A 24,749-nucleotide genomic window follows, 5' to 3' on the forward strand; every position below is an offset into this window, starting at 1 on the left:
ATACAACTATTTATGGGAAAACAGCACATGCTAGTAAACCCAACCAAGGTATAAGTGCCGATGCTGCTCGGACACGAGGCGGCGGGCATTGTCGAGGCGGTGGGACCCGGCGGCAGTGATCTCGCGGTTGGGCAGCGCGTGGTGATGACCTTCCTGCCGCGCTGCGGGGAGTGCGCGGGCTGCGCCAGCGAGGGCCGCACGCCATGTGGGCCGGGCAGTGCGGCCAATAATGCAGGTGAGCTATTGAATGGTGGGCGGCGGCTGCACCGCGCGGGTACTGAGGTACACCATCATCTCGGGGTGTCCGCCTTCGCCACGCATGCCGTCGTCGATCGCCGATCGGTGGTGCCGGTCGATGCCGATGTGCCGCCGGAGGTCGCGGCGGTGTTGGGTTGCGCGGTACTGACGGGTGGCGGGGCGCTGCTCAATTCCGTGAAGCCCGGTCCGGCCGACCGGATCATGGTGGTCGGGCTCGGTGGCGTCGGGATGGCGGCGGTGCTCGTCGCGGTGTCGCTGGGCGAGCACGAGGTGATCGCCGTCGATACCGTCGCGGAAAAGCTCGCTCTTGCAAAGGAACTCGGCGCAACCGCCGCCTACACACCGGCCGAAATCGCGGAACAGGGCATCGTGGCCGATGTCGTTGTCGAGGCCGCGGGCAATGTCCGTGCCTTCGAAACCGCCATCGCCGCAACGGGACCCGGCGGTACGACGGTCACCGTCGGCCTGCCCGCCCCCGATGCCCGCGCGAGCATTTCACCTCTCGCCCTGGTCGCCCAGGGGCGCACCATCATCGGCAGCTATCTCGGCTCGGCAGTCCCATCGCGTGACATCCCCGAATACGTCCGCATGTGGCGCGCGGGTCGCCTGCCCGTCGAGAAGCTGGTGTCCTCCCATGTCGGGTTGGACGAAATCAACCATGCCATGGACGAATTGGCCGCAGGGCATGCGCTGCGGCAAGTGATCGTGTTCGAGTAGTCCGCCCGCGGTGCCCTTTCGGGACACCCGCTACCTGGCCTGTGTGCTGGATTACGGCGGCGATCGAGATGCTCAGGTTTCCCGCCTGTCCAGTGCGTCGACGAATTGTCCCAGCAGGCGGGCGAATTCGGTGCGCTCGCGATCGGTCCAGTCCGACATCGCGGCCGCCATGGCGGCGCGGCGGCCATCGCGGGCCGCGGTCACGACGGCGTGCCCGGTGGGGGTCAGCCGCAGGACGGCTCGCCTGCCATCCTGCTGATCCGCGACCCGTTCGAGATGTCCGGATGAAACCGCTTGGGCGACAAGGCGACTCGCGCGCGGCTGATCGACGCCCAGCGCGGGGGCGAGGGCTCCGACGCTAGCTGCGCTGGTACCGGCCACCGCGTCCAGCACCCGGAAGACCGCGATGGGCACCGGCGAATCCTTGCCGAGTGCCCCCCGCGTCTGACGCCGCCGAATCCGGACCATTGCCGCCTCGACAGCCTCGGTGACTACATCGTGCTCTTCCATTCTCTCCATTTTCATGTCATATTACATGTAGTTGTAATTCTACATGTATCGGAGGAATCGTGGCAGCACAACGCCCGATCGGTTACTGGCTCAAGGAACTCGATCGCCTGATCAATGCCCGCTTCGAGGACGACCTGGCCGCCGCCGGGCTGACTCGTCGGCACTGGCAGATGCTCAACTCGCTGGCCGAAGGCCCCCGCCCCGCCGCCGATGTCCGCGACGGTCTTGCGCCATTCTGGAACGACCTGTCGGAGTGGGACATTCAACTCGCGTATCTGGTAGATCGCGGCGACATCACCGACGATTCGGGCACCCTGGCCCTCACCACAGCAGGCCGCACCACCCATCAGGAAGCCTTCGCCCTGATCGGCAAGCGCCGCCGCGCCATGCTCGACGGCATTACCGATGAGCAGTACGGCGAGACGGTCCGCCTGCTCGAAAGGATGGCCGAAAATATGGCCGCCCAGCAGTGAAACGTAGCCATGCGTACCCGGCGGGAGGTCAGCGGAGGGGGATGTGAGCAGGGTCGATAGGCTTGCGGGGACAGCAGGCGAATGAGGAGGTGCGGTGACCATTCGGGTCGGAGTGCTCGGTGCGCGCGGAAAAGTCGGGCAGGCCATCTGCGAGGCGGTGCAGGCGGCGGGCGATCTGGAGTTGGTCGCTACCGTCGATAAGGACGATTCGCTGGAGGTGTTCACCGAATCCGGGACGCAGGTGGTCGTCGACTTCACCAATCCCGATGTGGTGATGGGGAATCTGAAGTTCCTGGTGGAACGCGGGATTCACGCGGTCGTCGGCACCACCGGATTCGACGCGGCGCGCCTGGACGAGGTGCGCGGCTGGCTGGCCGGGCAACCGGAGACCGGTGTGCTGATCGCCCCGAACTTCGCCATCGGCGCGGTGCTGTCCATGCGCTTCGCCGAACAGGCGGCCCGATTCTTCGATTCGGTCGAGGTCATCGAACTGCACCACCCGAATAAGCTCGACGCCCCCTCGGGTACTGCCTACCGCACCGCAGGCCTGATCGCCGCGGCCCGGGACAAGGCCGGAGTCGGCCGCAGCCCCGACGCCACCACCCAGGAACTCGACGGTGCGCGCGGTGCCGACGTCGACGGCGTCCGGGTGCATTCGGTGCGCCTGGCCGGACTCGTCGCGCACCAAGAGGTGCTGTTCGGCACCCAGGGCGAAACCCTCACCATCCGGCACGATTCCATCGACCGCTCCTCCTTCGCCCCCGGTGTGCTGCTCGGCGTGCGCCAGATCGCGAACCGCCCCGGCCTGACCGTCGGGCTCGACCCGTTCCTGGATCTGTGAGCAAGCGCGGCGAGGGAACCATGGCCACGGCCGCCCGGGCGGTCATGGCGGAACCGAGCGCCAGCGAGGTGGAGTCATGAACGCCCAGGAACCGGTCGAGGCGGGCCGCGGCACCGAGGTCCGCAAGGTCGTCTTGTTCATCGCGGTCCTGGTCGTCGTGCTGGGCTTCTATTTTGTGCTGCTCGGCCGCATCGCGATCAGCCTGATCGGTTCCGGTGACGCGCCCGCAGTGATCATCGGCATCGGTGTGCTGATCCTGCCGCTGCTCGGCGTCTGGATCGTCGTGGCCACCGTCCGCGCCGCCCTGGCCCACCAGCATCTGGCCCGTCGCATCCACGAGGAGGGCCTGGAACTCGACACCTCCGAACTACCCCGCCGCCCCTCCGGCCGCATCGAACGTGAAGCCGCCGACCAACTGTTCAACCAGGTCGAACAGGAGTGGGAGGCCGATCCCGACAACTGGCGCGTCTCCTACCGCCTCGCCCGCGCCTACGACTACGCCGGTGACCGCAGTCGCGCCCGGGAAACCATGCGGCGCGCAGTCGCGCTGGAGAAGATCGAAAGCGAGCAGCGCGCGGATTGATCACGCGCCTGCCGAACGAAGACCCCCGAACAGATCAGTCCCCGGTAGTCTCCATCGAATTCGTGAGTCTCAACCGTCGTTGATTACTCCGATATTCGACTGACTTGCCGGGGGCCTGGCCAGATCCTGGAAGGTGTCTCCGATGTCTACGAACGTCTTCGTCCGACAGTTCGGCACTTTCCGGTATTCCGGTGTAACCCTTAATTTTCCTCTACTTTTGTCGCCAGTCAATAGCTAGATGCCCTGGAATATGCCCGATTTTTGGCTCAATGGTGTGCTGGCGTCCCACCCTTAACTCGAGTGCCGCAGTACGCTGCTGGATGTGTCTCGGCTGCTGATCATTCATCACACTCCGTCACCGCATATGCAGGCGATGTTCGAGGCCGTGGTGTCCGGTGCGACAGATCCGGAGATCGAGGGTGTCGAGGTGCAACGCCGGGCGGCGCTGGCGGTTACCGCCAGCGATGTGTTGGGCGCGGATGGTTATCTGCTCGGTAGCCCGGCGAATCTGGGCTATATGTCCGGTGCGCTCAAGCATGCGTTCGATACCTTCTACTACCCGTGTCTGGACTCGACGCGTGGTCGGCCGTTCGGCTTCTACCTGCACGGCAATGAGGGCACCGAAGGGGCCGAACGCGGAGTGGTCAGCGTGACCAATGGGCTCGGCTGGGAGAAGGTCGCGGCGCCGGTTATCGTGATGGGCCCGCCCTCCAAGGACGATCTTCAGCGCTGCTGGGAGCTCGGGGCGACGGTCGCGGCGCACCTCATGGCGTGACGGCCCCCGAATTTTGGTGTCTGACAGGTCCCTGCGGCAGCCGGGCATACTACGAGGTGACGTTGTAGCGGTGGGGATGTGGACGAGTTTGCTCGGGAACGGAGTGTCGAGGTGATGTGGGCCGAAGGGGGCGAAACAACACCGCGCCGAATTGGGTTGGTCGAGGACCACGAATCGGTGGCGATCGGGCTGGCCGCGATGCTGGCGCCGGAACCCGATCTAGATCTGGTGCTGACAGCGGGGACCGTACCGGAACTGCTTGCGGCGGCGGCGAATAGCGCGCCGCTGGATCTGGTCGTCCTCGATTTGCGACTGGCCGATGGATCCTCGCCGGAAGACAATGTGCGCGCGCTGCGCAACCGCGGCGTGGAGGTCCTGGTATTCACCGGCGCGGATAACGCGTTCCTGGTGCGTGCCGCCGCAAAGGCCGGTGTACTCGGCGTGGTGCGCAAGTCCGAGGATGTGCCGACCGTGGTCGCGGCGGTGCGTCGCGCCGCCTCGGGTGAGCAGGTGGTGACCACCGACTGGGCTGCCGCCATCGATGGTGATCCGCAGCTGTCCGACGTGGGTCTGAGCCCGCGCCAGGAAGAGGTGCTCACGCTCTACGCCTCGGGTGAGAAGGCCTCCCGCGTCGCGCGGCTGACCGGACTCTCCGAACAGACCGTCAACGACTATCTTGGGCGCATCCGGCAGAAGTACGCCGATGCGGGGCGTCCGGCTCCCACCAAAACCGACCTCTACAAGCGGGCGGTCGAGGACGGATGGCTACCAGTTCCCGAGCGGCAGACCCGGGGATGACCGCGTCCAGCATGCTGGACACCTCATCACCAACCGCGAGTTCGGCCGCGCTCGACCCACTCCGGGCGAGTCGATGGCGCCGTGGGCGGGCCGCGGTGTCCAGACAGAAGATTGTCGAGGCGGCCTCGGATCGCATTCTGCGCCGCATGGGTCTGGCCGTCGGCATTGCCGGAGTGATCGTCGCGATCGTCGAACTGCCCGATATCGCCGACCAGGTCAAATTCGTCTCCAGCCCGTGGGCGAGCGTAGTGGTCGGCGTGGCGCTGGGATGGTTCCCGGTGCTCGCGGTCGTATCCATCGCGATGGGCACCAGGGTGATCCGCGTGGTGGCGGGCGCGGCCGCGGTGAGTTACCTTGCGGCGCTTGCGACCATGCCGTTCATCTACGCCGCACCGCTGACCGATACCGCATCGGTGTGGATGTATCGAGTGCTCGCGCTCGGTGTGCTGGCCGCGGTGCTGGCCTGGCGTCCGGCGCTGGCCGTGGCCTATCTGCTGGTTGCCGCCGCGGCCGCGGCGCTGGCGAACCGGTATGTGGTGCCCGACGCGACGGTGTGGTCACTGATCGACGACTTCGCCAGGGCCGCTGGCCTGTGCGCGCTTTTCCTCTGGTGCTGTATATACGCGCTGGCGGCGGCCGCGCGGGTGGACCGTGAATCGGTTATCGCGAGTCGGCGTGCGGCGGCGGTGGCCGGTGCGGCGGCCCGGGATCGGGAGCGCGCCCGATTCGCCGCGCTCATCCACGACGCGGTGCTGTCGACGCTGCTCGATGCCTCGCGCGCCGGTGCCGAATCGCCGGTACTGCGCCGTCAGGCCGAACGCACGCTCGAACAACTCGACGAATGTCGCGGCGCCAATACCGAACCCGACCGTTTGGACGCGCAATCGGCGATCGGCTTCCTGCGCGCAGCAGTGTACGAGGTGAATCCGGCAATCCGCTTCACCGCGCGGCGCTGGGCCGGACTCGATGATCTGCGACTGCCCGTGCAAGCCGCTGGCACCATCGCAGCCGCGCTCGCCGAGTCGGCGCGAAATAGTCTGCGCCACGCCACCGTTGCGGGCCGCGATGTGCAGCGCACCGTCACGGTGACGATCAGTGCGGGCGGTATCCGGGTCGTATTCCGTGACGACGGAGCGGGATTCGATATGGATCGGGTGCCCGCCGATCGGCTCGGTGTCTCGGTGAGCATCCTCGGCCGGATGCGCCAACTGGCCGGTGGGGCCGGATTCGTGGAATCCCAACCGGGGGAGGGCACCACGGTGACCCTGGTCTGGGGTGGCGATGGCTGACACCGGTAACGAATTCGGTCTGCGCGACCTGCTCGGTCTGCGGGACCGGTCGGCATGGCTGTTCCTGGTCATCTTCGAGGCGACGATCCTGCTCTACATGACGCGCAACTTCGCCGAATCGCCGCTGATTCTGGCCCTGATCGCGCTGGTGCTGCTGGTCGGGGCGGGGGTGGTTGTCCTGGTGATTCCGGTCGACCCGCTGCCACTGCCCGCAGCGATCGCGGTGGCCGCGGCCGGACCGCTCGCGACCGCGCTGACCACTGTCGATATCGATCCCGGCGTGTCCAAACAGGTCTGGAGCGCATTCGCCTCGTCCTATGTGCTCGCGGTGCTGGTGTTGCGCGGCCGTTTGGGCGCGGCGTGGTGGGGTGTGGCCGGGATCGCGGCGGTGATCGCGGTGGTCGGCGCGACGACCGGACTGCGCGTGGTGGTCGGATCCATCGTGCCGATCGCCACGGTGGCCGGGGTCTCGATCGGCGCGGCGGTCATGCGGCCGATGCAGCGTTCGCTGCGGCTGCTGCGGGAGGAGTCGACCATGCGCGCGGCCGCTGAGGCGACCATGGCCGCGCAGAACGGTGAGCGCGATCGGCAACTGGCCCGGCTCGACAAGGTGGCCCGCCCGATTCTGGAACGCATTGCCGACGGCGCGGAACTCACCGCATGTGAGCGGGAGGAGTGCCGACTGCTCGAGGCCGAACTGCGCGACGGATTGCGCGCGCCCCAGCTGGTGACCGACGAGCTGAGCAGTGCCGCCCGCGGCGCGCGCTCACGCGGGGTCGAGGTGGTGCTGCTGGATGACGGTGGTTTCGCCGGGGTCCCGAAGTGGGTGCGCCAGCAGGTGATCGAATCCGCGACCCGCGAATTGGACGCGGCCAATGTCGGTTCGGTCACCGTGCGGGTGCTGCCGATGGGACGGCGGGTGCTCGCCACGGTGCTCGCGAACGCACCGGACTGTGATCGGCGCACCGAGATCGATACCGCGGGTGAGGTCTCGGTCTCGACGTGATCTGTCGGACCCCCATGGCATTGTCGTGAGCATGCGGAAGATGAGTGCGGCCGCGGCGCGTCGGACGGCGCTGGCCGCGCAGGGGTTCGCGGCGCGGCGGCCCAGCACGACAACGCGGAAGTCGGTTCTGGGTGCGGTGGCGAGAACACAGCTGCTGCAACTGGATTCGGTATCGGCGGTGGTGCGCGCGCACTATGCGCCGGTTTTCAGCCGGATCGGCGGATACGACCGCACGCTGCTGGACGACGCCGCCTGGAGCAATGGTGTGCGGCGCCCCCGGCGACTGGTCGAATACTGGGCGCACGAGGCCGCGCTGATCCCCGTCGAGGACTGGCCGCTGATGCGATGGCGAATGCGCAGATACGAGCACGGTCGCTGGGATGGCGTGCGCCGGGCGAAGGAGCGCAACCCCACCCTCGGCAAGGACATTCTCGATGTGATCACCGAGGTCGGCGCGGCTACCGCCGGTGAGGTGGAGCGTCATCTCGAACTGGACAAGCCGCGCCCCAAAGGGTCCTGGTGGAATCTCAGCGATACCAAGATGATCTGCGAACAGCTCTTCGCCGCCGGTGAACTCTCGGTCGACAAGCGGGTCGGTTTCGCCAGGCACTACGACCTGGCCGAGCGGGTGATCCCGCCGGAGATCCTGGGCCGCGATGTCTCGGAGACCGACGCGGTGCGGGAGTTGGTATTGCGCGCTGGGACCGCACTCGGCGTCGCGACGGAAACCGACCTGCGCGACTACTACCGGCTGCACCGATCACAAACCGAACCGGCGATCGCCGATCTGGTCGATGCGGGGGAGTTGGAGCCGGTCGAGGTGACAGGGTGGGATAAACCCGCCTATCTGCGTGCCGGTGCGTCGACGCCGCGCCGGATCGAGGGTGCGGCGCTGCTGTGCCCGTTCGATCCGCTCATCTTCTTCCGCGCCCGCACCGAGCGGATCTTCGACTTTCACTACCGGATCGAGATCTACACGCCGGAAGCCAAACGGGTGCACGGCTATTACGTCTTTCCATTCCTGTTGAACGGGGAGTTGGTGGGTCGCGTCGACCTGCGGGCCGAGCGTGCGGCCGGACGGCTGCTGGTGCCCGGTGCGTTCGCCGAGCCCGGCCACCGCACTCCGGAGACGGCCCAAGTGCTCACCGACGTGCTGCGAGAGATGGCCGACTGGCTCGAACTCGATGAGGTGGTGATCGGCGAACGCGGCGATCTCGCGCCGCTGTTGTGAACCGTCGCACTCAGGCCGATTTCGGGGTCGCATGGCTGCGCGTTCCACCCGTGCCACGAACCGCTCGACCTGATCGAGCGCGTCCCTGGCTTCGGGCAGCAGCGGGAACATGTGGAACCTGCCCCGCCACAGCTGAACCTCGCAGTCGCCGCGCGCAGTGCCGCGCAATACGCTGCGGCAGCGGCCACCAATACCTCGGCGGCGTCCGCCTGTAACGCAACGCCGCTTGCAATAGTTAGCGGTACCCGAACTAACCGCCACGTTGGCGGGCGGAGACCGCTCTCGATCGGATATCGCCCCGGTCAGATATCGCGCTTGGGCCCGTATCCGCGCATCTGATCGCGCAGTGCCCCGCTGACGGCGTTCGATAGCCACGAGTTCAGCGAAACCCCGCTCGCCGCGGCCGCCTCCTCCGCCTTGGCCTTCATCTGCTCGACCAACCGCAGGGTGACCCGGCTGATATCGCCGGTCATTTCCTCGAAGCTCGGATGTTCGCTCTCCGCGCGCGGGTTCTTGCGGACGTCCACGGTCGCATCGGTGCCGTCCACCGAGACATGTACCGTTCGGTCGCCGAGTTCGGTGCTGACCTCGGCGGCGAGATCCGACAGTGCCGCCAGCAGCGCCAGTCGCGCCGAACTCTCCGTCGCCGCCGCCAGTGCGGCGGCAGTGGCCTGGGTCTTTTCATCACCGAGTGCGGCGGCCGCGATCAGGTCCTCGCGTAGCCGGGCGGTGTATTTATTCAAATCCATGACATCAGTGTGACGCCATTTGTGATGTCATTCAAGGAAGTTTTTGACACCATGATCATAGAGTGGGAGGCGAATCACTTGCCCGGGCAAGCCGATCGGCGGTCGGGGTGTCGAGGGCGTTCCCTGGAGCGGGTAGCCTTTCTGACCATGAAGAACGGTGAATCGACGCCAACGGAGTTGCGCGCGTCCGGCACAGTAGGTGTCGCGATGGTGACCCCCTTCGGTGCCGACGGCAAGCTCAATGTCGATGCCGGGGTCGCGCTCGCGGCACGCTTGGTCGACCGCGGCGTCGATTTGCTGGCGATTTCCGGGACCACCGGGGAATCGCCGACCACCACCGAATCGGAGAAGGCGGACCTGCTGCGCGCCGTCGTCGACGCCGTCGGCGACCGTGCCACCGTGATCGCCGGTGCGGGCACCTACGACACCGCGCACTCCATCGAACTCGCCCGCAATGCCCAGCGCGCGGGCGCGCACGGCCTGCTCGTGGTGACTCCGTATTACTCCCGCCCGACCCAGGACGGCCTGCTCGCGCACTTCACCGCCGTCGCCGACGCCACCGACCTGCCGGTCACCCTGTACGACATTCCGCCGCGCTCAGTGGTTCCCATCGCCAGCGACACCATTCGCAAGCTCGCCGAACATCCGCGCATCGTGGCGGTCAAGGACGCCAAGGGCGATCTGAACGCCGGTGCCGACCTCATCGCGAATACCGATCTGGCCTTCTACTCCGGCGACGACGCGCTGAATCTGCCCTGGCTCTCGGTCGGCGCGACCGGATTCATCAGCGTCATCGGACATCTCGTGCCCGAGCGGCTGCGCGCCCTGCTCGACGCGTACACCGCCGGTGACGTGGCGCGCGCCCGTGAGATCAATGCGAGCCTGCTGCCATTGAATGCCGCGATGTCGCGCCTGGGCGGCGTTGCGATGAGCAAGGGCGGTCTGCGCCTGCTCGGCGTCGAGGTCGGCGAACCGCGTCTGCCGCAACTGATGCCGACCACCGAACAACTCGACGCCCTGGCCGCCGACCTTCGGCTGGCAGGGGTGCTTTCATGAGGAGTAAGCGAATCAACGACACCGCACTGTCAGACATGATCGAACCAACTAGAGGTGAGGTGCAGTCATGACTGAATCAGTAGGCCGCAGACCCCGGCGGAGCGCGACCCGAGCCGCGGGCGCGCCCGAACCCGCGGCGAAGCGTCCGGCCGCCTCGGAAAAGTCCGATCGGGCAGCGCAATCCGAAGCTGGCGAGCTATCGCGATCCCCCGAATCGGCGCCCGCCCAGCAGGCTCCCGCCGCGAAGGCTCCGGCCGCGAAGGCTCCGGCCGCGAAGGCTCCGGCCGCGAAGGCTCCGGCCGCGAAGGCTCCGGCCGCGAAGGCTCCGGCCGCCAGGGCCGAGCAGTCCCGCAGACAGGGCCGCGGCCGTCAGCAGGGTGGCCGCGGACGCGGTGAGCAGCCTCCGGCCCCCGCCGAACGCGCCGCCACCGACCGGCTCGGCGCACCGCCGAAGCTCCCCAAGCATGGCCTGCGTATCTTCGCCCTGGGCGGCATCGGCGAAATCGGCCGCAATATGACCGTTTTCGAATACGGCGGCAAACTGCTCATCGTCGACTGCGGTGTGCTGTTCCCGGAGGATCAGCAGCCCGGCGTCGACCTGATCCTGCCCGACTTCCGGCCCATCGAGGACCGGATGGACGATGTCGAAGCCATCGTGCTCACTCACGGCCACGAGGATCACATCGGCGCGGTGCCGTTCCTGCTGCGGCTGCGCGGCGATATCCCGGTTATCGGATCGAAATTCACCCTCGCGCTGGTGGCCGCGAAATGCCGCGAACACCGGCAGCGCCCGAAACTCGTCGAGGTGATCGAGGGCCAGCACACCACGCACGGCCCGTTCGGCTGCGAATACTTCGCCGTCAACCACTCGATTCCGGACGCCGTCGCCGTCGCCATTCGCACCCCGGCGGGCGTCGCGCTGCACACCGGCGATATCAAACTCGATCAGCTGCCCCTGGACGGTCGCCTCACCGACCTGGCCGGATTCTCCCGCCTCGGTGACGAGGGCGTCGACCTGTTCCTGGTGGACTCCACCAATGCCGAGGTGCCCGGCTTCGTCACGCCCGAACGCGAGATCGGCGGCGTACTGGATACGGTGATCGGCAAGGCCCGCAACCGGGTGATCGTCGCATCGTTCGCCAGCCACGTGCACCGCATTCAGCAGGTGGTCGATGTGGCCCAAAAGTACGGGCGCCGTGTGTGCTTCGTCGGCCGGTCGATGACGCGCAATATGGAGATCGCACAGGAACTGGGCTATCTGACGGTGCCCGACGGTGTGGTCGTCGATCTCGATGTCGCCGCCACCCTGCCGGGCGATCGGCTGGTGCTGATCTCCACCGGATCGCAGGGCGAACCGCTTTCGGCCTTGTCGCGGATGGCGCGCGGTGAACACCGCCAGATCAATATCCGCGCCGACGATCTCGTGGTGCTGGCCTCATCGCTGATCCCCGGCAATGAGAATTCGGTGTTCGCGGTGGTCAACGGGCTGGCCCGGCTCGGCGCCACGGTGATCACCCAGCAGAACGCGAAGGTGCACGTCTCCGGGCACGCCTCGGCGGGTGAGCTGCTGTATCTGTACAACGCGGTGCGGCCCACCAATGCCATGCCGGTGCACGGCGAATGGCGGCATCTGCGCGCCAATGCCGCGCTGGCCGTGGCGACCGGTGTGCCGGAGGATCGGGTGGTGCTCGCCGAGGACGGCGTGGTGGTCGACCTGGTCGACGGGATCGCCTCGATCGTGGGCCGGGTTCCGGTCGGGCATGTGTATGTCGACGGTCTGTCCGTCGGCGATGTCGGCGAGTCAACGCTGTCGGATCGTCTGGTCCTGGGCGAGGGCGGGTTCATCTCGATCACCCTCGCGGTCGACTCGACCACGGGCAAGGCGGTCAGCACCCCCGAGATCAGTGGGCGCGGATTCTCCGATGATCCGACCGCACTGCTGGACGCCGCGGAGTTGGTCGAGGCCGAACTGCTGCGACTGGCCGGTGAGGGTGTCACCGATACCCATCGGATCGCGCAGAGCGTGCGGCGCGTGGTCGGCCGGTGGGTGGCCGATACCTACCGCCGCCGCCCGATGATCGTTCCGACGGTTATCGGGGTCTGACAGCTGCTGTGAAACCGCCGGATGGCATTGTCGCCCGGCGGTTTTCACGTTCCGGCTCGGACAGATCGAGTCGCGTGGTCGCGGTCGGCGCCGGGCCCTGTCATGGCTGGTGCTGCTTTCGAAGCCGTCGCTCGACTTGGCGCGCTCGTCACGCATGAACCCGAGCTCGCCGGGCCGTTGTCGGAGCTGCACATCATGACTTTCTCGGGCGGGGATATGTGGTGCGCCCGCCGGATTCGGGGCTATGGCGGCAGAACCGGAGCTGACGGGCGTCGAATTGCCGGAGCTGGTCGGCTATGTTCGGCAGTGTGAACATGGCACAGCGGGAACGCCGGGCGCTGGTCGACACGATGTCCGCCGTCGGACCGGATGCGTCGACCCTCTGCGGCGAGTGGACCGTGCGAGATCTGGCCGCGCACTTGGTCGTTCGTGAACGCCGCCCGGACGCGTCCCCGGGAATCATGCTGAAGCCGCTCGCCGGATACCTGGAGTCGGTACAGACCAAGGCGGCACGGCGGCCCTTCCCCGAACTGCTGGAAGACGTGCGGACCGGTCCGCCGTGGTGGTCGCCGCTCAAGCCGGTCGATGCGGTCGCCAACCTGACCGAGATGTTCGTCCATCACGAGGATGTGCGCCGCGCCGCGCCCGGTTGGGAGCCGCGTGCGCTGCCCGCCGCCGATGAGGCCAAGCTGTGGGCGGCGCTGCGCCGCATGGGCAAGATGGCCTACCGGAAATCGCCGGTCACCGTCGAGCTGGCCACACCGGATGGAAAGAACGCCGTCGTACATACGAAATCCGGAACCGCGAAGGTGACGCTGACCGGCAAGCCCTCCGAATTGCTGCTGCACGCCTTCGGCCGCGATGCGGTGTGTGTCGAAGCGACGGGTGATCCGGAGGCGGTACGGACTGTCCTTGGCCTCGATCGCTCGGTCTGACAGGTCGCGGCGTCTCTTGTGCTGATGCAGTGATCACGGTTTGTTGTCGGAGGCTTGTGGCATGCTCCAATGGTGGTGCGGCACACATCATTCCGCTATTGCTTGGACCCCACGGTCGAGCAGCGAACGGTGCTGTCACGCCACGTAGGTGCTGCGCGGTTCGCATTCAATCAGTGTTTGCACGCGGTGAAGACGGCGTTGACCGCCCGCCGAATCGATCGATCGGTAAGGGTGCCGTGGTCAGGATTCGATCTGATCAACGATTTCAACAGGTGGAAGAAGTCCGAGCGGGCCGGGCGGGTATTCGCTGTCGATACCAAAGGCACTGCCACCGTGACGGTGACCGGGTTGCGATGGCGTGATCAGGTGTGTCAGCAGGTATTCGAAGAAGCCGGGGTGGATTGTGGGCGTGCGTTGGCGGCCTGGGCCGAAGCACGCGGCGGCACCCTTAATGGTCGGCGGGTCGGCTTTCCCCGATTCAAGAAAAAAGCCACCGACGTGCAGTCGTTCCGGTTGCGTAACAAGCGCTCACACAACGGTCGCTGCCTGATCCGGGTTGGTGACAACGATCGACCGAGGTCGGTGACGTTGCCGCGGATCGGGACAGTAACGGTTCATGACGACACACGGCGACTGCGGCGGATGCTGTCCTCGGGTGCCGCGAAGATCCTGTTCGCAACCATCAGCCAGAAGGGCGGTCGGTGGTGGATCACGCTGAATGTGGAAGCCTCCGACCTGGATGGACGCCACCGACACCAACCGCGAGATACTGCCGACAGCAGCGGTTGGGTAGGTGTAGATCGTGGCTTGTCTGCGTTCCTTGTCGCAGCTACCAGTGACGGTGCCGAAGTCGCTCGCGTCAGCGATCCTCCCAAACCACTGGTTGGCGGAATGCGCAAGCAACGTCGCCTTGCCAAGTCGGTTGCACGAAAGCTGAGAGGTTCCAACAATAGGCGGAAGGCGGCCGCGCGACTGGGGCGCCACCACGCCTGTGTTGCCAATATTCGTCGTCATTTTCTGCACGAGGTCACTACAGGTTTGGTCAAAATCCACGATCGGCTCGTCTTGGAGGACCTGAATATCGCTGGCATGCTGTGCAATCGCCGTTTGGCGCGTGCGATCAGCGATGCTGGATGGGCCGAGTTCGGCCGCATGGTCACGTATAAGCAAAACTGGCGCGGCGGCACCGTGGTGCTCGCTGATCGCTGGTTTCCGTCGAGTCAGATCTGCTCGCGCTGTGGTATTCGCAACACCGAGCTGACCTTGGCCGACCGGAACTTTGTCTGTGGGTGTGGTCATCGACTCGACCGCGACCGCAATGCCGCGGTCAACCTCGCCGCCTGGGGCGAACAACGTCACCATGATTTCTCCCAGGCTCGGGAGCCCGAAGCGCGAGCCCCGATGATCAATGTCCGCCGACGGGAAGGCGCTGGCCCACACGCCCGTGTGGGTGAAACCGGCCCGGATGAAGCGGAAACCGACACTCAGCATGAGTCGAGGACGTCCGAGAAGGACGGTGCTTCCCTACCTCGTCTGTAGGGATCCACGCTGTAGCCTGAGCCTATGGCAGGTAAGTCCCGCAGCTCCACGAACACTCGTGCGCGGGCGGGATCGGCCCGGGGGAGGACCACCGCGGCATCTCGTTCGGGTCAGGCTCGCTCCGTTGGTCAACGCCGGTCGCCCGCGCCGCGCGCCCGAACCGCCCCGGCGCGCCGCCCGGTCCCCCGCAAGTCCGATACCGCACCGCTCGCGGTGCTCAGCCGCGGCTGGAATATGCTCGCGCGCGGACTCGGCGCCACCACCCGGGCGGTGAGCCGGGCGGGCGAGATCGAACACGGCCATCGTCGCGACGGCACCGCATTGGCCCTCATCGCGCTCAGCGCGGTGATCGCGGCCGCGGTGTGGCTGTCCGCGGGCGGGCCGATCGGGCATTGGGTCGAAGCGGCGATTCGCGCCGTCTCGGGATCGGCATCGGCCGGACTGCCCTTCGTCGCCACGGGCATCGCCATCATCCTGATGCGGACCGAGGCGCATCCGGAGATCCGGCCGCGGCTCGTACTCGGCGGACTGCTGATCGGGTTGCCGATCCTGGGACTGTGGCATATCGCGGCCGGGGCGCCGACCGATGCGCACGGACGTTCCCGTGCAGCGGGCTTCGTCGGTTTCGTGGTGGGCGGGCCGCTCACCAATGGACTCACCGCCTGGCTGTCGGTACCGATTCTATTGCTGGCCATCGTCTTCGGGTTGCTGCTGGTGACCGGAACCACCGTGCGCGAGGTGCCGCAACGGCTGCGCGAGTATTTCGGCACCGGCAGCGGCGGCGACGAATACGGTGACTTCGACGGCGAATCCGAGTTCGATCCGGCCAACTACGACGCCGACGGATTTCCGCTGCATCGAAATACGAAGTCCAAGCGACGCGGTCGCACACCGGAGGAGAACTACCCGCCCGATGAATTCGGCGGCTCGGATGCGGCCACCGAGGTCATCGGTGAGCCGCCGCTGCGCGATGCGAAACCGATTGCGGTGGCGGAGGTCCCAGCGGAGAAGCCCAAGCCGAAAAAGCGTGCCCCGGCCAAGGTCGAGGACCAGACGCCGCCACCATCGAAGCAATTGGAGTTCGTCACCGACCGCGAGGTCGAGGGCGATTACACGCTGCCGCCGCTGACGCTGCTGACCGATGGTGAGCCACCCAAGAAGCGCAGTGCCGCCAATGAATCGATGATCGAGGCCATCACCGAGGTGCTGGTGCAGTTCAAGATCGATGCGGCGGTCACCGGCTTCGTGCGCGGCCCGACGGTGACCCGCTACGAGGTGGAGCTCGGCCCGGGTGTGAAGGTCGAGAAGATCACCGCGCTGGCCCGCAATATCGCCTATGCCGTTGCCACCGAGAATGTTCGGTTGCTCGCCCCGATTCCGGGTAAATCCGCCGTCGGCATCGAGGTGCCCAATTCCGATCGGGAGCTGGTGCGCCTGTCCGATGTGCTGAAGGCGCCCTCGACTCGAAATGACCACCACCCCTTGGTGATCGGACTCGGCAAGAATATCGAGGGCGATTTCGTCTCGGCGAATCTGGCCAAGATGCCGCATCTGCTGGTCGCCGGTTCTACCGGTTCCGGTAAGTCGAGTTTTGTGAACTCGATGCTGGTATCGCTGCTCGCGCGGTCGACCCCGGACGAGGTCCGGATGATCCTCATCGACCCGAAGATGGTGGAACTCACCCCTTACGAGGGCATTCCGCACCTCATCACGCCCATCATCACCCAGCCCAAGAAGGCCGCCGCCGCGCTGGCCTGGCTGGTCGAGGAGATGGAGCAGCGCTACCAGGATATGCAGGCCAATAAGGTGCGCCACATCGACGACTTCAACAAGAAGGTCAAGTCGGGTGCGATCACCGCGCCGCTGGGCAGCGAGCGCGTGTACCGGCCATACCCGTACATCCTGGCCATCGTCGATGAACTCGCCGACCTGATGATGACCGCGCCGCGCGATGTCGAGGAAGCGATCGTGCGCATTACCCAGAAGGCGCGCGCCGCGGGCATTCACCTGGTGCTCGCGACACAGCGGCCTTCGGTGGACGTGGTCACCGGTCTGATCAAGACCAATGTGCCGTCCCGATTGGCCTTCGCCACTTCGTCATTGACGGATTCGCGCGTCATCCTGGACCAGCCGGGCGCCGAGAAGCTGATCGGTATGGGCGACGGTCTGTTCCTGCCGATGGGCGCGAATAAGCCCACCCGCCTGCAGGGCGCGTTCATCTCCGATGAGGAGATCCACGCGATCGTCGACTTCACCAAGAACCAGGCCGAACCCGAGTACCAGGAAGGCGTCACCGCCGCTAAGGCGGGCGAGAAGAAGGACGTCGATCCCGATATCGGCGATGACCTCGAGGTCTTCGTTCAGGCCGTGGAGTTGGTCGTGACTTCACAATTCGGCTCGACCTCGATGCTGCAGCGCAAGCTGCGTGTCGGCTTCGCCAAGGCGGGCCGCCTGATGGACCTGATGGAAACCCGGGGCGTCGTCGGCCCGAGTGAGGGTTCCAAGGCGCGCGATGTGCTCATCAAGCCCGACGAGCTAGAGGGTCTGCTGTGGACGATCCGCGGCGGCGGTGCCGAGGAGCCCGAGAGTTCGGAGGCATAGCGCCGAAAATGCTTCGGCGACAACTATTCTCACCGTCGGTGGGCCACTGCGGCGTGGGTACAGTGGCCCGACATGGTGATCTGCGGAATCAAGGTGTCGCACGATGGCGGTGTCGCGGTTGTCGAGGACGACCGGTTGGTGTTCAGCATCGAGATGGAAAAGCTCGGCAACGGACTCCGGTACAGCGCGCTGGGTGATCTCGACCGGGTCGCCGAAATTCTGCGTTCGGAGGGGCTGACGCCCACCGATATCGACCGGTTCGTGGTCGACGGCTGGTTCGCGAACGGTGCGGTGCCGGATACTGATTCGACGGAACCGTCGAGTATCTCGACGCTGGCCGGTGGCCGCCCGATCGAACTCGCGGTCGCGCCGTACCAGGATCGCCCCGGGCGCACGCTGCCGATCGCGCGCCATCGCTTTCGCGGTCACGGATTCGGTTCCGCCGCGGAGGAGTACGTCAGCTATCACCATATCGATCAGCACATCCTGGGTGGCTACTGCACCAGCCCGTTCGCGGCGCGCGGGGAGGATGCGCTCGTGCTGGTCTGGGACGGCGGCACGGCAGCACGGGTCTACCATGTCGCGGCGGCGGCCCGAACCGTCCGGGCGGTGGCCACCGTGCTGCCGATCGTCGGCAATATCTTCACCTACTTCAGTTCACACTTCGAGCCGTTCATCCCGAAAACCGAAGGTCTGTCCCGGGATCAGATCCTGCGGCAGCACTTGGCCATTCCGGGGAAGGCCATGGCCTACGCCGGGCTGGGCACCGTGGCAGAGTCGGCGTACCCGGTGTTCGATGAAATCCTTGCGGCGCAACCGAATCCGTCGCAGGATGCGGCCCGTTTGGTCGGTGCGAAGACATCGGCGAATAGGGACGAGCTCTTTCCGGGATTGTCCGATGCCGACCTCATCGCCACCTTCCAGGCATATCTGGGGGATCGGTTGGCGCGGGCGCTGAGTTCGCTGCTGCGTCAGGACTCTTCGTTGCCATCGAAGCTGGTGGTGACCGGCGGCTGCGCCTTGAATATCAAATGGAACTCATTGCTGCGCACGCAGGGCATTGTCGAGGAGATCTGGATTCCGCCCTTTCCCAATGACTCCGGTGCCGCGATCGGCGCCGCATGCTGTGAAATGTTCCGGTACGGGCGGAGTCCGGCATTGCGGTGGGATGTGTACTCCGGTCCGCGGGTCGGTGTCAGTGGGGTGCCGGAGAACTGGCGCAGACAGCCCTGCGACGAGTTGGGAGTCGCGCGCTTGCTGCACCGGGTGGGCGAGCCGGTGGTTGTGCTGTCGGGTCGGGCGGAGCTGGGACCGCGGGCGCTGGGCAACCGCAGCATTCTGGCTCCCGCGACGGATGCGGCGATGAAAGACCAGCTCAACGACATCAAGAACCGTGCGCACTACCGGCCGGTGGCACCGGTCTGCCTGACCGCCCGTGTAGCGGAGGTCTTCCAGCCCGGCGGCAGCGATCCGTACATGCTCTTCGAACACCGCACCCGCCCCGACTGGACCGACCGCATTCCGGCGGTGCTGCATGTCGACGGTACGGCGCGACTGCAGACCATAGATGAATCGGCCAACCGTGCCACCGCCCGGATCCTGACCGGGTACGCGGCCATCAGCGGCGTGCCGGTGTTGTGCAATACCAGCGCGAATTTCGAAGGCCGAGGGTTCTTTCCGGACGTGGCCTCCGCGGCACGGTGGGGTGGTACCCGCTACATCTGGTCCGAGGGGTATCTCTTCACCGATCAGTCCGTCACTGCCTGACGGGCACGGCCCGGCCGGGGTATCCGGCCGGGCCGCGCCGTTGCCTGGGTCAGCAATGGTTCGAAGGGATCTGCGGGATGTCGATCTGTGCTTGCGATGCGAACATCGCGGAGATCATGTTCAGCAGTGCGTCCACGAGCTACCTCCTTTCCGTCATCGTCGACGGGCCGCGCCTCGCGTGGGTCAGCAGTTCCTCGAAGGGACTGGAATATCCAGATGTCCCTGCGTCGCGAATAGCGCGGCGATCATGTTCAGCAGTGCGTCCATGGGCTACCTTCTCCCGGTCCGATGCCTACTTCTTGTCGAGATCGACCAATTTGCAGACACACAGCGTCACGGTGTGCGCGAGGATGCCGCCGAAGTAGCTCTTGCAGAACTCCGCGTAGCCGATGGGGTCGCACTGGTGCGCATGCCAGGCCGAATCGACCTCGAGGTCATCGGGCAGGTAGTTGCCCTGCATACCGCTGGCGCGGAAGCGCTCCAGCGACCGCTGGTAGCGGGTGACCCGGTCATCGATCTGCTCTTCGGTCAATGCGGTGGAACCGGGCCAGAACAGGTGGCCCCAGCGCAGATTCTCTTTCAGGTGAGTGGTATCGAATTCCGCAGGGGGGACTTCAGTTTCGGTCGACACCGACGCGGTGGTAGTCGTCATAGCCTGGTTCCTCGATTCATTGAGAACTCACCATGTCGGCCAACAAGGCTCCAGAAGTGCTGGAGGCCTTTGAGTTTCGATATTCACCCGGGCAGTGTCAACGATCACACCTCCCCAAGATTGGGAGTTTCGCCAATGAAACTAGTTGCGCCGCAATATTTTTGCCTAGTGTTGCGAGAGGTCGGGCGGGAAGTCGTAATGCGTTGGCACGACCGGAGTCATCGATCGAGTGCCCACGACCAGCGCCACTTCGTCGTACGGGGCAAAACGATACGAGGCCGGATCGCCGGGAAAGCGGACCCCGTTGACGTAGAGGTGCACCGTCTCGAAGGGGGTCAAGTGGATCGGGCCGACCTGCTCGGCGGTCAGCGGTTGGCCCCATTCGGTGCAGAACTGCCCGAGCGTGAACGGGATATCCTCGTCCGACTCGAGGTGCACGATCCCGGTCGCATCGTGGGTATGCATCGGGGCGCCCAGCCTGCGGGCGTCGTCGATGCCGATCAGGGCCGGGACGACGACCGGCTGTCCGTAAACGATGACATCGAGATGGGCATGGTAGTGGTAGGTCGTCGACATCTTGTCCAGCAGCGGCAGACCGGCGGCGTGTACGGCGGCAGCGGTGTCGGTCGGCAGATCCCATGTCGGTTGCAGCAATGCCGAACCCGAGGGCGGTGCGGCCACCGCGGTAGCGCCGAAGGCACTCACCAAGGCACCCAGCGTTGCGGTGAGAAGTGAAGAGGCAATTCGCATTTCACGAAACTATGCACAACCGGGCGAGCGTCGGAGCAGGTCCTTCCCACCGGTGGCGGCGCCGATCCGAACTGCCCATGCGTCCTTGATGATGGTGTCGATATCCGACGACATCGGCGACCAGTCCAGTTCGGCACGCGCCCGGCGGCTGTCGCTGATGAGGCGCTGCGGTTCCGGTGCCGCGGCACGGTATTCGACTGGGATGTGGCATCCGGTCACCCGCGCGGCCGCGGCGACGAGGCCGTTGACGCTGGTGCCGACACCGGTGCCGATATTGTAGCGACGGCACCGGCCAGGCCGGGGGAGTCCGGTCGCGGCGGCGACGAAGGCGCGTGCGGCGTCGTCGCGATGCAGGTAGTCGCGGACCGCCGTGCCATCACCATTGACGTTCAGCGTCGCATCCGCGCCAGCGGCCACGGCGAGGATCCGCGAGACGATGCGCGTGTCATCCGGATCCGGGCCACCAGCAATGTTGAACAGCCGCAATACCGTTGCGTCGAGCCGACCGGTCGCGGCCTGTGCGGCGATCACCGATTCGGCGGCCTGCTTACTGGCCGCGTACAGGTGCGGCGGATCGTCCATCAGATCCTCCGACATGGGCTGCCGCTCCGGTGTCCCGTAGATCGACGCGGTGGACGCGAATACGAGTCGTTGCACCCCGGCTGCCGCCATGGCCCGCAGCAGCGTCACGGTCCCCGCCACGTTTACTTCGAAGTAGTCGAGCGGCTCGGCAAATGATTCGCGAACGCGAGTCAGCCCGGCGAGATGGCAGACCAGATCGACCTCGCGCAGTGCCGCGCCGAGGGCATCGTGGTCGCGCAGGTCGGCGCTGTGTATCGGAATCCCCTCCGGGACACGGGAGCGTTCGCGATGCACCAGCCCGACGACGTCGTGTCCGGCGGCGCACAGGGTCGCCGCGACCGCACTGCCGAGATAGCCATTCGCTCCGGTGACGAGTATCCGCACGGGACCATCGAACCAGGCCCGCGGAAGCGCCGGTGCGCTGGTAGCTCATCGTGGATCGGCCAAATGGTCAGTCCAGAACTTCGGCGTCATCAGCCTGGGGGACGTTGGCACCCTTTTGCCACCCGCTTGGCATGCCTTGGCCTCCCGGACCACGCCGAGCGGATGCCCCGCGAACCCCACGCTGGTTCTTCGGTGTAGCAGCTCGTTCGCGGCAAGGGCTTATTTTCTGCGTCGACCATGAGCGAAAGGGCCGGGGTGGCATAGGAATTGCCTATGGCGCCTGCTGAATTTTCGTCTTTGCCTCTCGTTCTTCTGCGGACATACCGTGAAATGGCTCGACGAGGTGCTCATTGCGATTTCCGAGGATTCGCGCTCTGGGGCACATCGATCTCTTTTTCCGTCGAGCCGACAAACACGCAATCGAGAGGACGCTGGCATGAGCACGATCGAGAACGGTTCGGGAACGCGAGAACTCGCGGGTAAGCGGGCCCTGGTGACGGGCGGTACTCGCGGAATCGGCGCGGCCGTTGTGCGTCAACTTCTGGACGCGGGTGCCGAGGTACTCACGACCGCCCGGTCGGCGACTGGCGCGGTGCCGGAGGGGGCCATCTTCGTGGCGGCCGACGTGCGGACGCGGGCGGGCACGGAGGCGCTCGCCGCGGCCGCGCAGGAGGGGCTCGGTGGGGTGGACATCCTGGTCCACAACGCGGGTGGGGCGGGACCGTACCAAGGCGCGCTGGCGATCCCGGACCAGGCCTGGCAGGACGCACTGGACCTGAACTTTCTGGCTTCGGTGCGGCTGGACTCGTTGCTGGCACCGGGGATGAGGGATCGGCGTTCGGGGATGATCGTGCACATCTCCTCGGCCGCGGTCCCCACTGTGGCACCGCCGTTCCTGCACTACACCACGGCGAAGGCGGCGCTGGAGAACTACAGCCGGGGATTGGCCGCGGAGTTGGCCCCGTTCGGAATCCGAGTCAACACCGTGTCTCCCGGCAGAACCGCCACCCCCGGCGGCGAAGCAACGCGCGAGCAGTGGGCGCGCCTGGACGCGGGGCCGGGCCAGGACAACACCACCCCACCGCTGGGGCGCGATGGCCAGCCCGACGACATCGCCCACGCGGTGCTGTTCCTCGTGTCCCAGCGGGCAAGCTGGCTGACCGGAAGCAGTCTCGTCGTCGACGGCGGCGAATTCCCCAGGGGCTGAACGAGTTTCGAGACAAGAGCGGAGGAATCCTGGCATGGGTGAATGCAGCGACAAGAAGGTAGTGATCACCGGTGGCGGCAGCGGCGTGGGGTTCGCGCTGGCGCAGCTACTGGTGGAAGGTGGGGCTCGCGGCTTGCCGGAAGCCAGTGTCTATGCGGCGGGCAAGGCGGCGCTGCGCTCGATGGCCCGCAGCCTCTCCCGTGAGCTGCTTCCGCGCGGAATTCGTGTCAACGCGATCAGCCCCGGTCCCGTCGACACGGGAATTCTGGAAAACACGATGACTGCAGCGGCCGCCGAACAGTTCAAAGCGGAACGGGTCGCGGACAATCCCATGCGGCGTTTCGGTACCCCCGGCGAAATTGCCCGGGCGGCAGCATTTCTCGCTTTCGATGCCACTTACGCGGCGGGCACCGAGTTCGTCGTGGACGGAGGTGTCACCCAGCTCTGAGCGGGCGTGTGCCAGCTCTGCTCACGCAGGAGTTCGAGCAGGGCCGTCTCCGCCGGACCCGCGTCCTGCCGGACCACGGCGACGACGGGCTGGGACACGACTGGGACCACCGGGCGTGCGAGGTGCTCCGCGCCGTGAGGCACCGCGGAGGCAGGAACGAGCGTCACTCCCAGCCCGTGGGCGGCCCAGCGCACGGCCGTCGCCGTCTGGGACACGCGGGCGGCCGTGGTCGAGGTCAGCTCGTTGTCGCGCAGCACACCCGTCAGCACGCCGTCGAGCGCGCTGTCGCGGTCGAACCGCACCCACGATTCCCCCGCCAACTCACGCAGCTCGACCCGGTCCACGGTGAGCAGACGGTGCCCGGTGCCCAGCAGCACGACGAACTCTTCGTAGCCGAGATGGTGGGCGTCGGCGGGGCCACGCTCGCAGGCCGCCATCAGGGCGAGGTCCAGCACGCCCTGCCGACACAGCCGCTCCAGCTCGGCGGAGCTCGGCTCCTCGAAGACGGTGACCTCCAGCCGCGGGAAGCGGCGGCGCAGCATGCTCAGCACGCCGGGCAGCTGCCGCGTGCCGAAGCCCATCTGCGCCGCGACCACCAACTCGCCCACCAGCTCATCGGCACCGGCCCGCGCCGTTGCCCGCGCCCGCCGCGAGGCACTCACCGCGACCTCCGCCTCCCGCAGGAACGCGCGGCCCACCACGGTGGGCACCAATCCGGTCGGTGTGCGGGCGAACAGTGTCACGCCGAGTTCCCGCTCCAGATTGCGGATCTGCTGGGACATCGATGGTTGAGCGACGTGCAGCAGCTCCGCCGCCGCCGTCACCGAGCCCACCTCGGCAACGGCCAGGGCGTACTCGAACTGACGAAGGCTCATCGGTTCCGTCCCCTCCCGGGCGGACCACTGCCCAGCCCGTTGTGATGGCTATAACAACAAGTGCCACAACGCCGGAGACGGCGCGTTTACTCCGCACCTCTCTGACAGTCCATCTGAACGAACATCCGCACATACCGCGACCGGTGCGGTTCGAATCGGCAATGCGACTCGGCGGAAGATCAAACGCTCGACGAGGTCGACTCGGGTGGGTTGTCCGCAGTGGGCAGCAGGGCTGCTTGCCGCAATGCTGTCGTTACACCACACTCCACCAGCGCGCTCGGAAGGATTCGAACCTTCATCCGCCTGCTCCGTAAACAGGTGCTCCATCCGTTGAGCTACGAGCGCTGGTCCGGGTAGGGACCCGGATCGTTCCCTCGGCGAGATTCGAACTCGCATCAACCGGATCCTAAGTCCGGTGCCTCTGCCAATTGGGCTACGAGGGAATGGTTTTGGTACCCGTGGGTGGAATCGAACCACCGACCTGCGCCGTCGAAGGTATCCGTAGCGACTGCTTGCAGGTCGCTCGAAAGGGTCAGCTCTGATCCGCTGAGATACACGGGCTCGAAACCGTTCTGCAGCAGGGTTATTCATATCGCGTATTGCGAAAACTCTACTGCCG

At 66.3% G+C, this 24,749-nt stretch carries 22 protein-coding genes, 2 tRNA genes and 2 pseudogenes; 17 read left to right on the forward strand and 9 right to left on the reverse strand.

Annotated features, from left to right (window positions below):
- Positions 1-54: 54 nt before the first annotated feature.
- A pseudogene (locus ABZW16_RS11155) lies at positions 55-975 on the forward strand (zinc-binding dehydrogenase); the annotation flags it as partial.
- A 72-nt stretch (positions 976-1,047) separates the two neighbouring features.
- Here ABZW16_RS11155 and ABZW16_RS11160 read toward each other — a convergent pair.
- Positions 1,048-1,485: a MarR family winged helix-turn-helix transcriptional regulator gene (locus ABZW16_RS11160; RefSeq protein ID WP_354954640.1), complete on the reverse strand. Its 438-nt coding sequence runs from the start codon at positions 1,483-1,485 to the stop codon at positions 1,048-1,050.
- A gap of 59 nt (positions 1,486-1,544) precedes the next feature.
- On the opposite strand from ABZW16_RS11160, the gene ABZW16_RS11165 reads away from it, so the two are divergent.
- The 8 genes from ABZW16_RS11165 (at position 1,545) to ABZW16_RS11200 (ending at position 8,481) form a co-directional block, all read left to right on the forward strand.
- A complete protein-coding gene (locus ABZW16_RS11165; protein WP_354954642.1) occupies positions 1,545-1,958 on the forward strand; it encodes a MarR family transcriptional regulator in 414 nt (137 codons plus the stop codon).
- Positions 1,959-2,052: 94 nt separating this feature from the next.
- Positions 2,053-2,799 (forward strand): 4-hydroxy-tetrahydrodipicolinate reductase, encoded by a 747-nt coding sequence (gene dapB / locus ABZW16_RS11170; RefSeq protein ID WP_354954644.1) that lies wholly within the window; start codon positions 2,053-2,055, stop codon positions 2,797-2,799.
- Between the two features lie 76 nt (positions 2,800-2,875).
- Positions 2,876-3,382: a hypothetical protein gene (locus ABZW16_RS11175; RefSeq protein ID WP_354954646.1), complete on the forward strand. Its 507-nt coding sequence runs from the start codon at positions 2,876-2,878 to the stop codon at positions 3,380-3,382.
- A 322-nt stretch (positions 3,383-3,704) separates the two neighbouring features.
- On the forward strand, positions 3,705-4,157 hold the full coding sequence (locus tag ABZW16_RS11180) for a flavodoxin family protein (protein WP_354954648.1): 453 nt from the start codon (positions 3,705-3,707) through the stop codon (positions 4,155-4,157).
- A 114-nt stretch (positions 4,158-4,271) separates the two neighbouring features.
- The gene (locus tag ABZW16_RS11185) at positions 4,272-4,955 is read left to right on the forward strand and encodes a response regulator transcription factor (RefSeq protein ID WP_354954754.1); all 684 of its coding nucleotides are present in this window, start codon (positions 4,272-4,274) and stop codon (positions 4,953-4,955) included.
- Positions 4,956-5,050: 95 nt separating this feature from the next.
- The gene (locus ABZW16_RS11190) at positions 5,051-6,244 is read left to right on the forward strand and encodes an ATP-binding protein (protein WP_354954650.1); all 1,194 of its coding nucleotides are present in this window, start codon (positions 5,051-5,053) and stop codon (positions 6,242-6,244) included.
- A complete protein-coding gene (locus ABZW16_RS11195; protein WP_354954652.1) occupies positions 6,237-7,250 on the forward strand; it encodes a hypothetical protein in 1,014 nt (337 codons plus the stop codon). Before ABZW16_RS11190 ends, ABZW16_RS11195 begins: the two co-directional genes overlap by 8 nt.
- A gap of 31 nt (positions 7,251-7,281) precedes the next feature.
- Positions 7,282-8,481: a crosslink repair DNA glycosylase YcaQ family protein gene (locus ABZW16_RS11200; protein WP_354954654.1), complete on the forward strand. Its 1,200-nt coding sequence runs from the start codon at positions 7,282-7,284 to the stop codon at positions 8,479-8,481.
- Between the two features lie 302 nt (positions 8,482-8,783).
- Here the strand turns inward: ABZW16_RS11200 and ABZW16_RS11205 are convergent, their stop codons facing one another.
- Positions 8,784-9,230: a toxin-antitoxin system HicB family antitoxin gene (locus ABZW16_RS11205; RefSeq protein WP_354954656.1), complete on the reverse strand. Its 447-nt coding sequence runs from the start codon at positions 9,228-9,230 to the stop codon at positions 8,784-8,786.
- A 147-nt stretch (positions 9,231-9,377) separates the two neighbouring features.
- Here ABZW16_RS11205 and dapA point away from each other — a divergent pair, with 147 nt between their 5' ends.
- The 6 genes from dapA (at position 9,378) to ABZW16_RS11235 (ending at position 19,232) form a co-directional block, all read left to right on the forward strand.
- Complete coding sequence (gene dapA / locus ABZW16_RS11210; protein WP_354954658.1) at positions 9,378-10,286, forward strand: 4-hydroxy-tetrahydrodipicolinate synthase; 909 nt, start codon at positions 9,378-9,380, stop codon at positions 10,284-10,286.
- A 67-nt stretch (positions 10,287-10,353) separates the two neighbouring features.
- The gene (locus ABZW16_RS11215; protein ID WP_354954660.1) at positions 10,354-12,390 is read left to right on the forward strand and encodes a ribonuclease J; all 2,037 of its coding nucleotides are present in this window, start codon (positions 10,354-10,356) and stop codon (positions 12,388-12,390) included.
- Between the two features lie 308 nt (positions 12,391-12,698).
- On the forward strand, positions 12,699-13,325 hold the full coding sequence (locus tag ABZW16_RS11220; RefSeq protein WP_354954662.1) for a TIGR03085 family metal-binding protein: 627 nt from the start codon (positions 12,699-12,701) through the stop codon (positions 13,323-13,325).
- A 69-nt stretch (positions 13,326-13,394) separates the two neighbouring features.
- Positions 13,395-14,864, forward strand: coding sequence for an RNA-guided endonuclease TnpB family protein (locus ABZW16_RS11225; RefSeq protein WP_354954664.1), 1,470 nt, complete (start codon positions 13,395-13,397; stop codon positions 14,862-14,864).
- Between the two features lie 24 nt (positions 14,865-14,888).
- Positions 14,889-17,465 (forward strand): DNA translocase FtsK, encoded by a 2,577-nt coding sequence (locus ABZW16_RS11230; protein ID WP_354954666.1) that lies wholly within the window; start codon positions 14,889-14,891, stop codon positions 17,463-17,465.
- Between the two features lie 72 nt (positions 17,466-17,537).
- Positions 17,538-19,232 carry a carbamoyltransferase N-terminal domain-containing protein gene (locus tag ABZW16_RS11235; protein WP_354954668.1) on the forward strand — a complete coding sequence of 565 codons (1,695 nt, stop codon included), beginning with the start codon at positions 17,538-17,540 and terminating at the stop codon, positions 19,230-19,232.
- 292 nt (positions 19,233-19,524) lie between these two features.
- Here ABZW16_RS11235 and ABZW16_RS11240 read toward each other — a convergent pair whose 3' ends face one another.
- From ABZW16_RS11240 to ABZW16_RS11250, 3 genes are all read right to left on the reverse strand, one after another.
- Positions 19,525-19,884 (reverse strand): hypothetical protein, encoded by a 360-nt coding sequence (locus tag ABZW16_RS11240; protein WP_354954670.1) that lies wholly within the window; start codon positions 19,882-19,884, stop codon positions 19,525-19,527.
- A gap of 165 nt (positions 19,885-20,049) precedes the next feature.
- On the reverse strand, positions 20,050-20,634 hold the full coding sequence (locus ABZW16_RS11245) for a hypothetical protein (protein ID WP_354954672.1): 585 nt from the start codon (positions 20,632-20,634) through the stop codon (positions 20,050-20,052).
- Positions 20,635-20,643: 9 nt separating this feature from the next.
- Entirely contained in the window at positions 20,644-21,600 is a 957-nt protein-coding gene (locus ABZW16_RS11250) for an NAD-dependent epimerase/dehydratase family protein (protein WP_354954674.1), read from the reverse strand.
- 436 nt (positions 21,601-22,036) lie between these two features.
- Here ABZW16_RS11250 and ABZW16_RS11255 point away from each other — a divergent pair, with 436 nt between their 5' ends.
- Together ABZW16_RS11255 and ABZW16_RS11260 are read left to right on the forward strand one after the other, a co-directional pair.
- A complete protein-coding gene (locus tag ABZW16_RS11255; protein ID WP_354954676.1) occupies positions 22,037-22,807 on the forward strand; it encodes an oxidoreductase in 771 nt (256 codons plus the stop codon).
- Positions 22,808-22,841: 34 nt separating this feature from the next.
- Positions 22,842-23,255 carry an SDR family oxidoreductase gene (locus ABZW16_RS11260; RefSeq protein ID WP_354954677.1) on the forward strand — a complete coding sequence of 138 codons (414 nt, stop codon included), beginning with the start codon at positions 22,842-22,844 and terminating at the stop codon, positions 23,253-23,255.
- Here the strand turns inward: ABZW16_RS11260 and ABZW16_RS11265 are convergent.
- The 4 genes and pseudogenes from ABZW16_RS11265 to ABZW16_RS11280 all read right to left on the reverse strand — a co-directional run bounded on the left by ABZW16_RS11265 (position 23,204) and on the right by ABZW16_RS11280 (position 24,691).
- The gene (locus ABZW16_RS11265) at positions 23,204-24,130 is read right to left on the reverse strand and encodes a LysR family transcriptional regulator (RefSeq protein ID WP_354954679.1); all 927 of its coding nucleotides are present in this window, start codon (positions 24,128-24,130) and stop codon (positions 23,204-23,206) included. The genes ABZW16_RS11260 and ABZW16_RS11265 overlap by 52 nt on opposite strands.
- Before the next feature lie 272 nt (positions 24,131-24,402).
- A tRNA-Arg gene (locus ABZW16_RS11270) sits at positions 24,403-24,475 on the reverse strand.
- A 24-nt stretch (positions 24,476-24,499) separates the two neighbouring features.
- Positions 24,500-24,573: transfer RNA gene (locus ABZW16_RS11275), tRNA-Leu, on the reverse strand.
- 7 nt (positions 24,574-24,580) lie between these two features.
- Positions 24,581-24,691 (reverse strand): annotated as a pseudogene (locus ABZW16_RS11280).
- Positions 24,692-24,749 lie beyond the last annotated feature (58 nt).

Source organism: Nocardia sp. NPDC004604, from assembly GCF_040609795.1.
Lineage (GTDB): Bacteria > Actinomycetota > Actinomycetes > Mycobacteriales > Mycobacteriaceae > Nocardia.

Excerpts from the sequence above, each read along its gene's own strand:
- ABZW16_RS11160 (WP_354954640.1), bottom strand. The coding sequence starts at position 1,485 with ATGGAAGAGCACGATGTAGTCACCGAGGCTGTCGAGGCGGCAATGGTC.
- ABZW16_RS11175 (WP_354954646.1), top strand. The coding sequence starts at position 2,876 with ATGAACGCCCAGGAACCGGTCGAGGCGGGCCGCGGCACCGAGGTCCGC.
- ABZW16_RS11185 (WP_354954754.1), top strand. The coding sequence starts at position 4,272 with ATGTGGGCCGAAGGGGGCGAAACAACACCGCGCCGAATTGGGTTGGTC.
- ABZW16_RS11195 (WP_354954652.1), top strand. The coding sequence starts at position 6,237 with ATGGCTGACACCGGTAACGAATTCGGTCTGCGCGACCTGCTCGGTCTG.
- ABZW16_RS11200 (WP_354954654.1), top strand. The coding sequence starts at position 7,282 with ATGCGGAAGATGAGTGCGGCCGCGGCGCGTCGGACGGCGCTGGCCGCG.
- ABZW16_RS11205 (WP_354954656.1), bottom strand. The coding sequence starts at position 9,230 with ATGGATTTGAATAAATACACCGCCCGGCTACGCGAGGACCTGATCGCG.
- dapA (WP_354954658.1), top strand. The coding sequence starts at position 9,378 with ATGAAGAACGGTGAATCGACGCCAACGGAGTTGCGCGCGTCCGGCACA.
- ABZW16_RS11215 (WP_354954660.1), top strand. The coding sequence starts at position 10,354 with ATGACTGAATCAGTAGGCCGCAGACCCCGGCGGAGCGCGACCCGAGCC.
- ABZW16_RS11225 (WP_354954664.1), top strand. The coding sequence starts at position 13,395 with ATGGTGGTGCGGCACACATCATTCCGCTATTGCTTGGACCCCACGGTC.
- ABZW16_RS11230 (WP_354954666.1), top strand. The coding sequence starts at position 14,889 with ATGGCAGGTAAGTCCCGCAGCTCCACGAACACTCGTGCGCGGGCGGGA.
- ABZW16_RS11235 (WP_354954668.1), top strand. The coding sequence starts at position 17,538 with ATGGTGATCTGCGGAATCAAGGTGTCGCACGATGGCGGTGTCGCGGTT.
- ABZW16_RS11240 (WP_354954670.1), bottom strand. The coding sequence starts at position 19,884 with ATGACGACTACCACCGCGTCGGTGTCGACCGAAACTGAAGTCCCCCCT.
- ABZW16_RS11245 (WP_354954672.1), bottom strand. The coding sequence starts at position 20,634 with ATGCGAATTGCCTCTTCACTTCTCACCGCAACGCTGGGTGCCTTGGTG.
- ABZW16_RS11255 (WP_354954676.1), top strand. The coding sequence starts at position 22,037 with ATGAGCACGATCGAGAACGGTTCGGGAACGCGAGAACTCGCGGGTAAG.
- ABZW16_RS11260 (WP_354954677.1), top strand. The coding sequence starts at position 22,842 with ATGGGTGAATGCAGCGACAAGAAGGTAGTGATCACCGGTGGCGGCAGC.
- ABZW16_RS11265 (WP_354954679.1), bottom strand. The coding sequence starts at position 24,130 with ATGAGCCTTCGTCAGTTCGAGTACGCCCTGGCCGTTGCCGAGGTGGGC.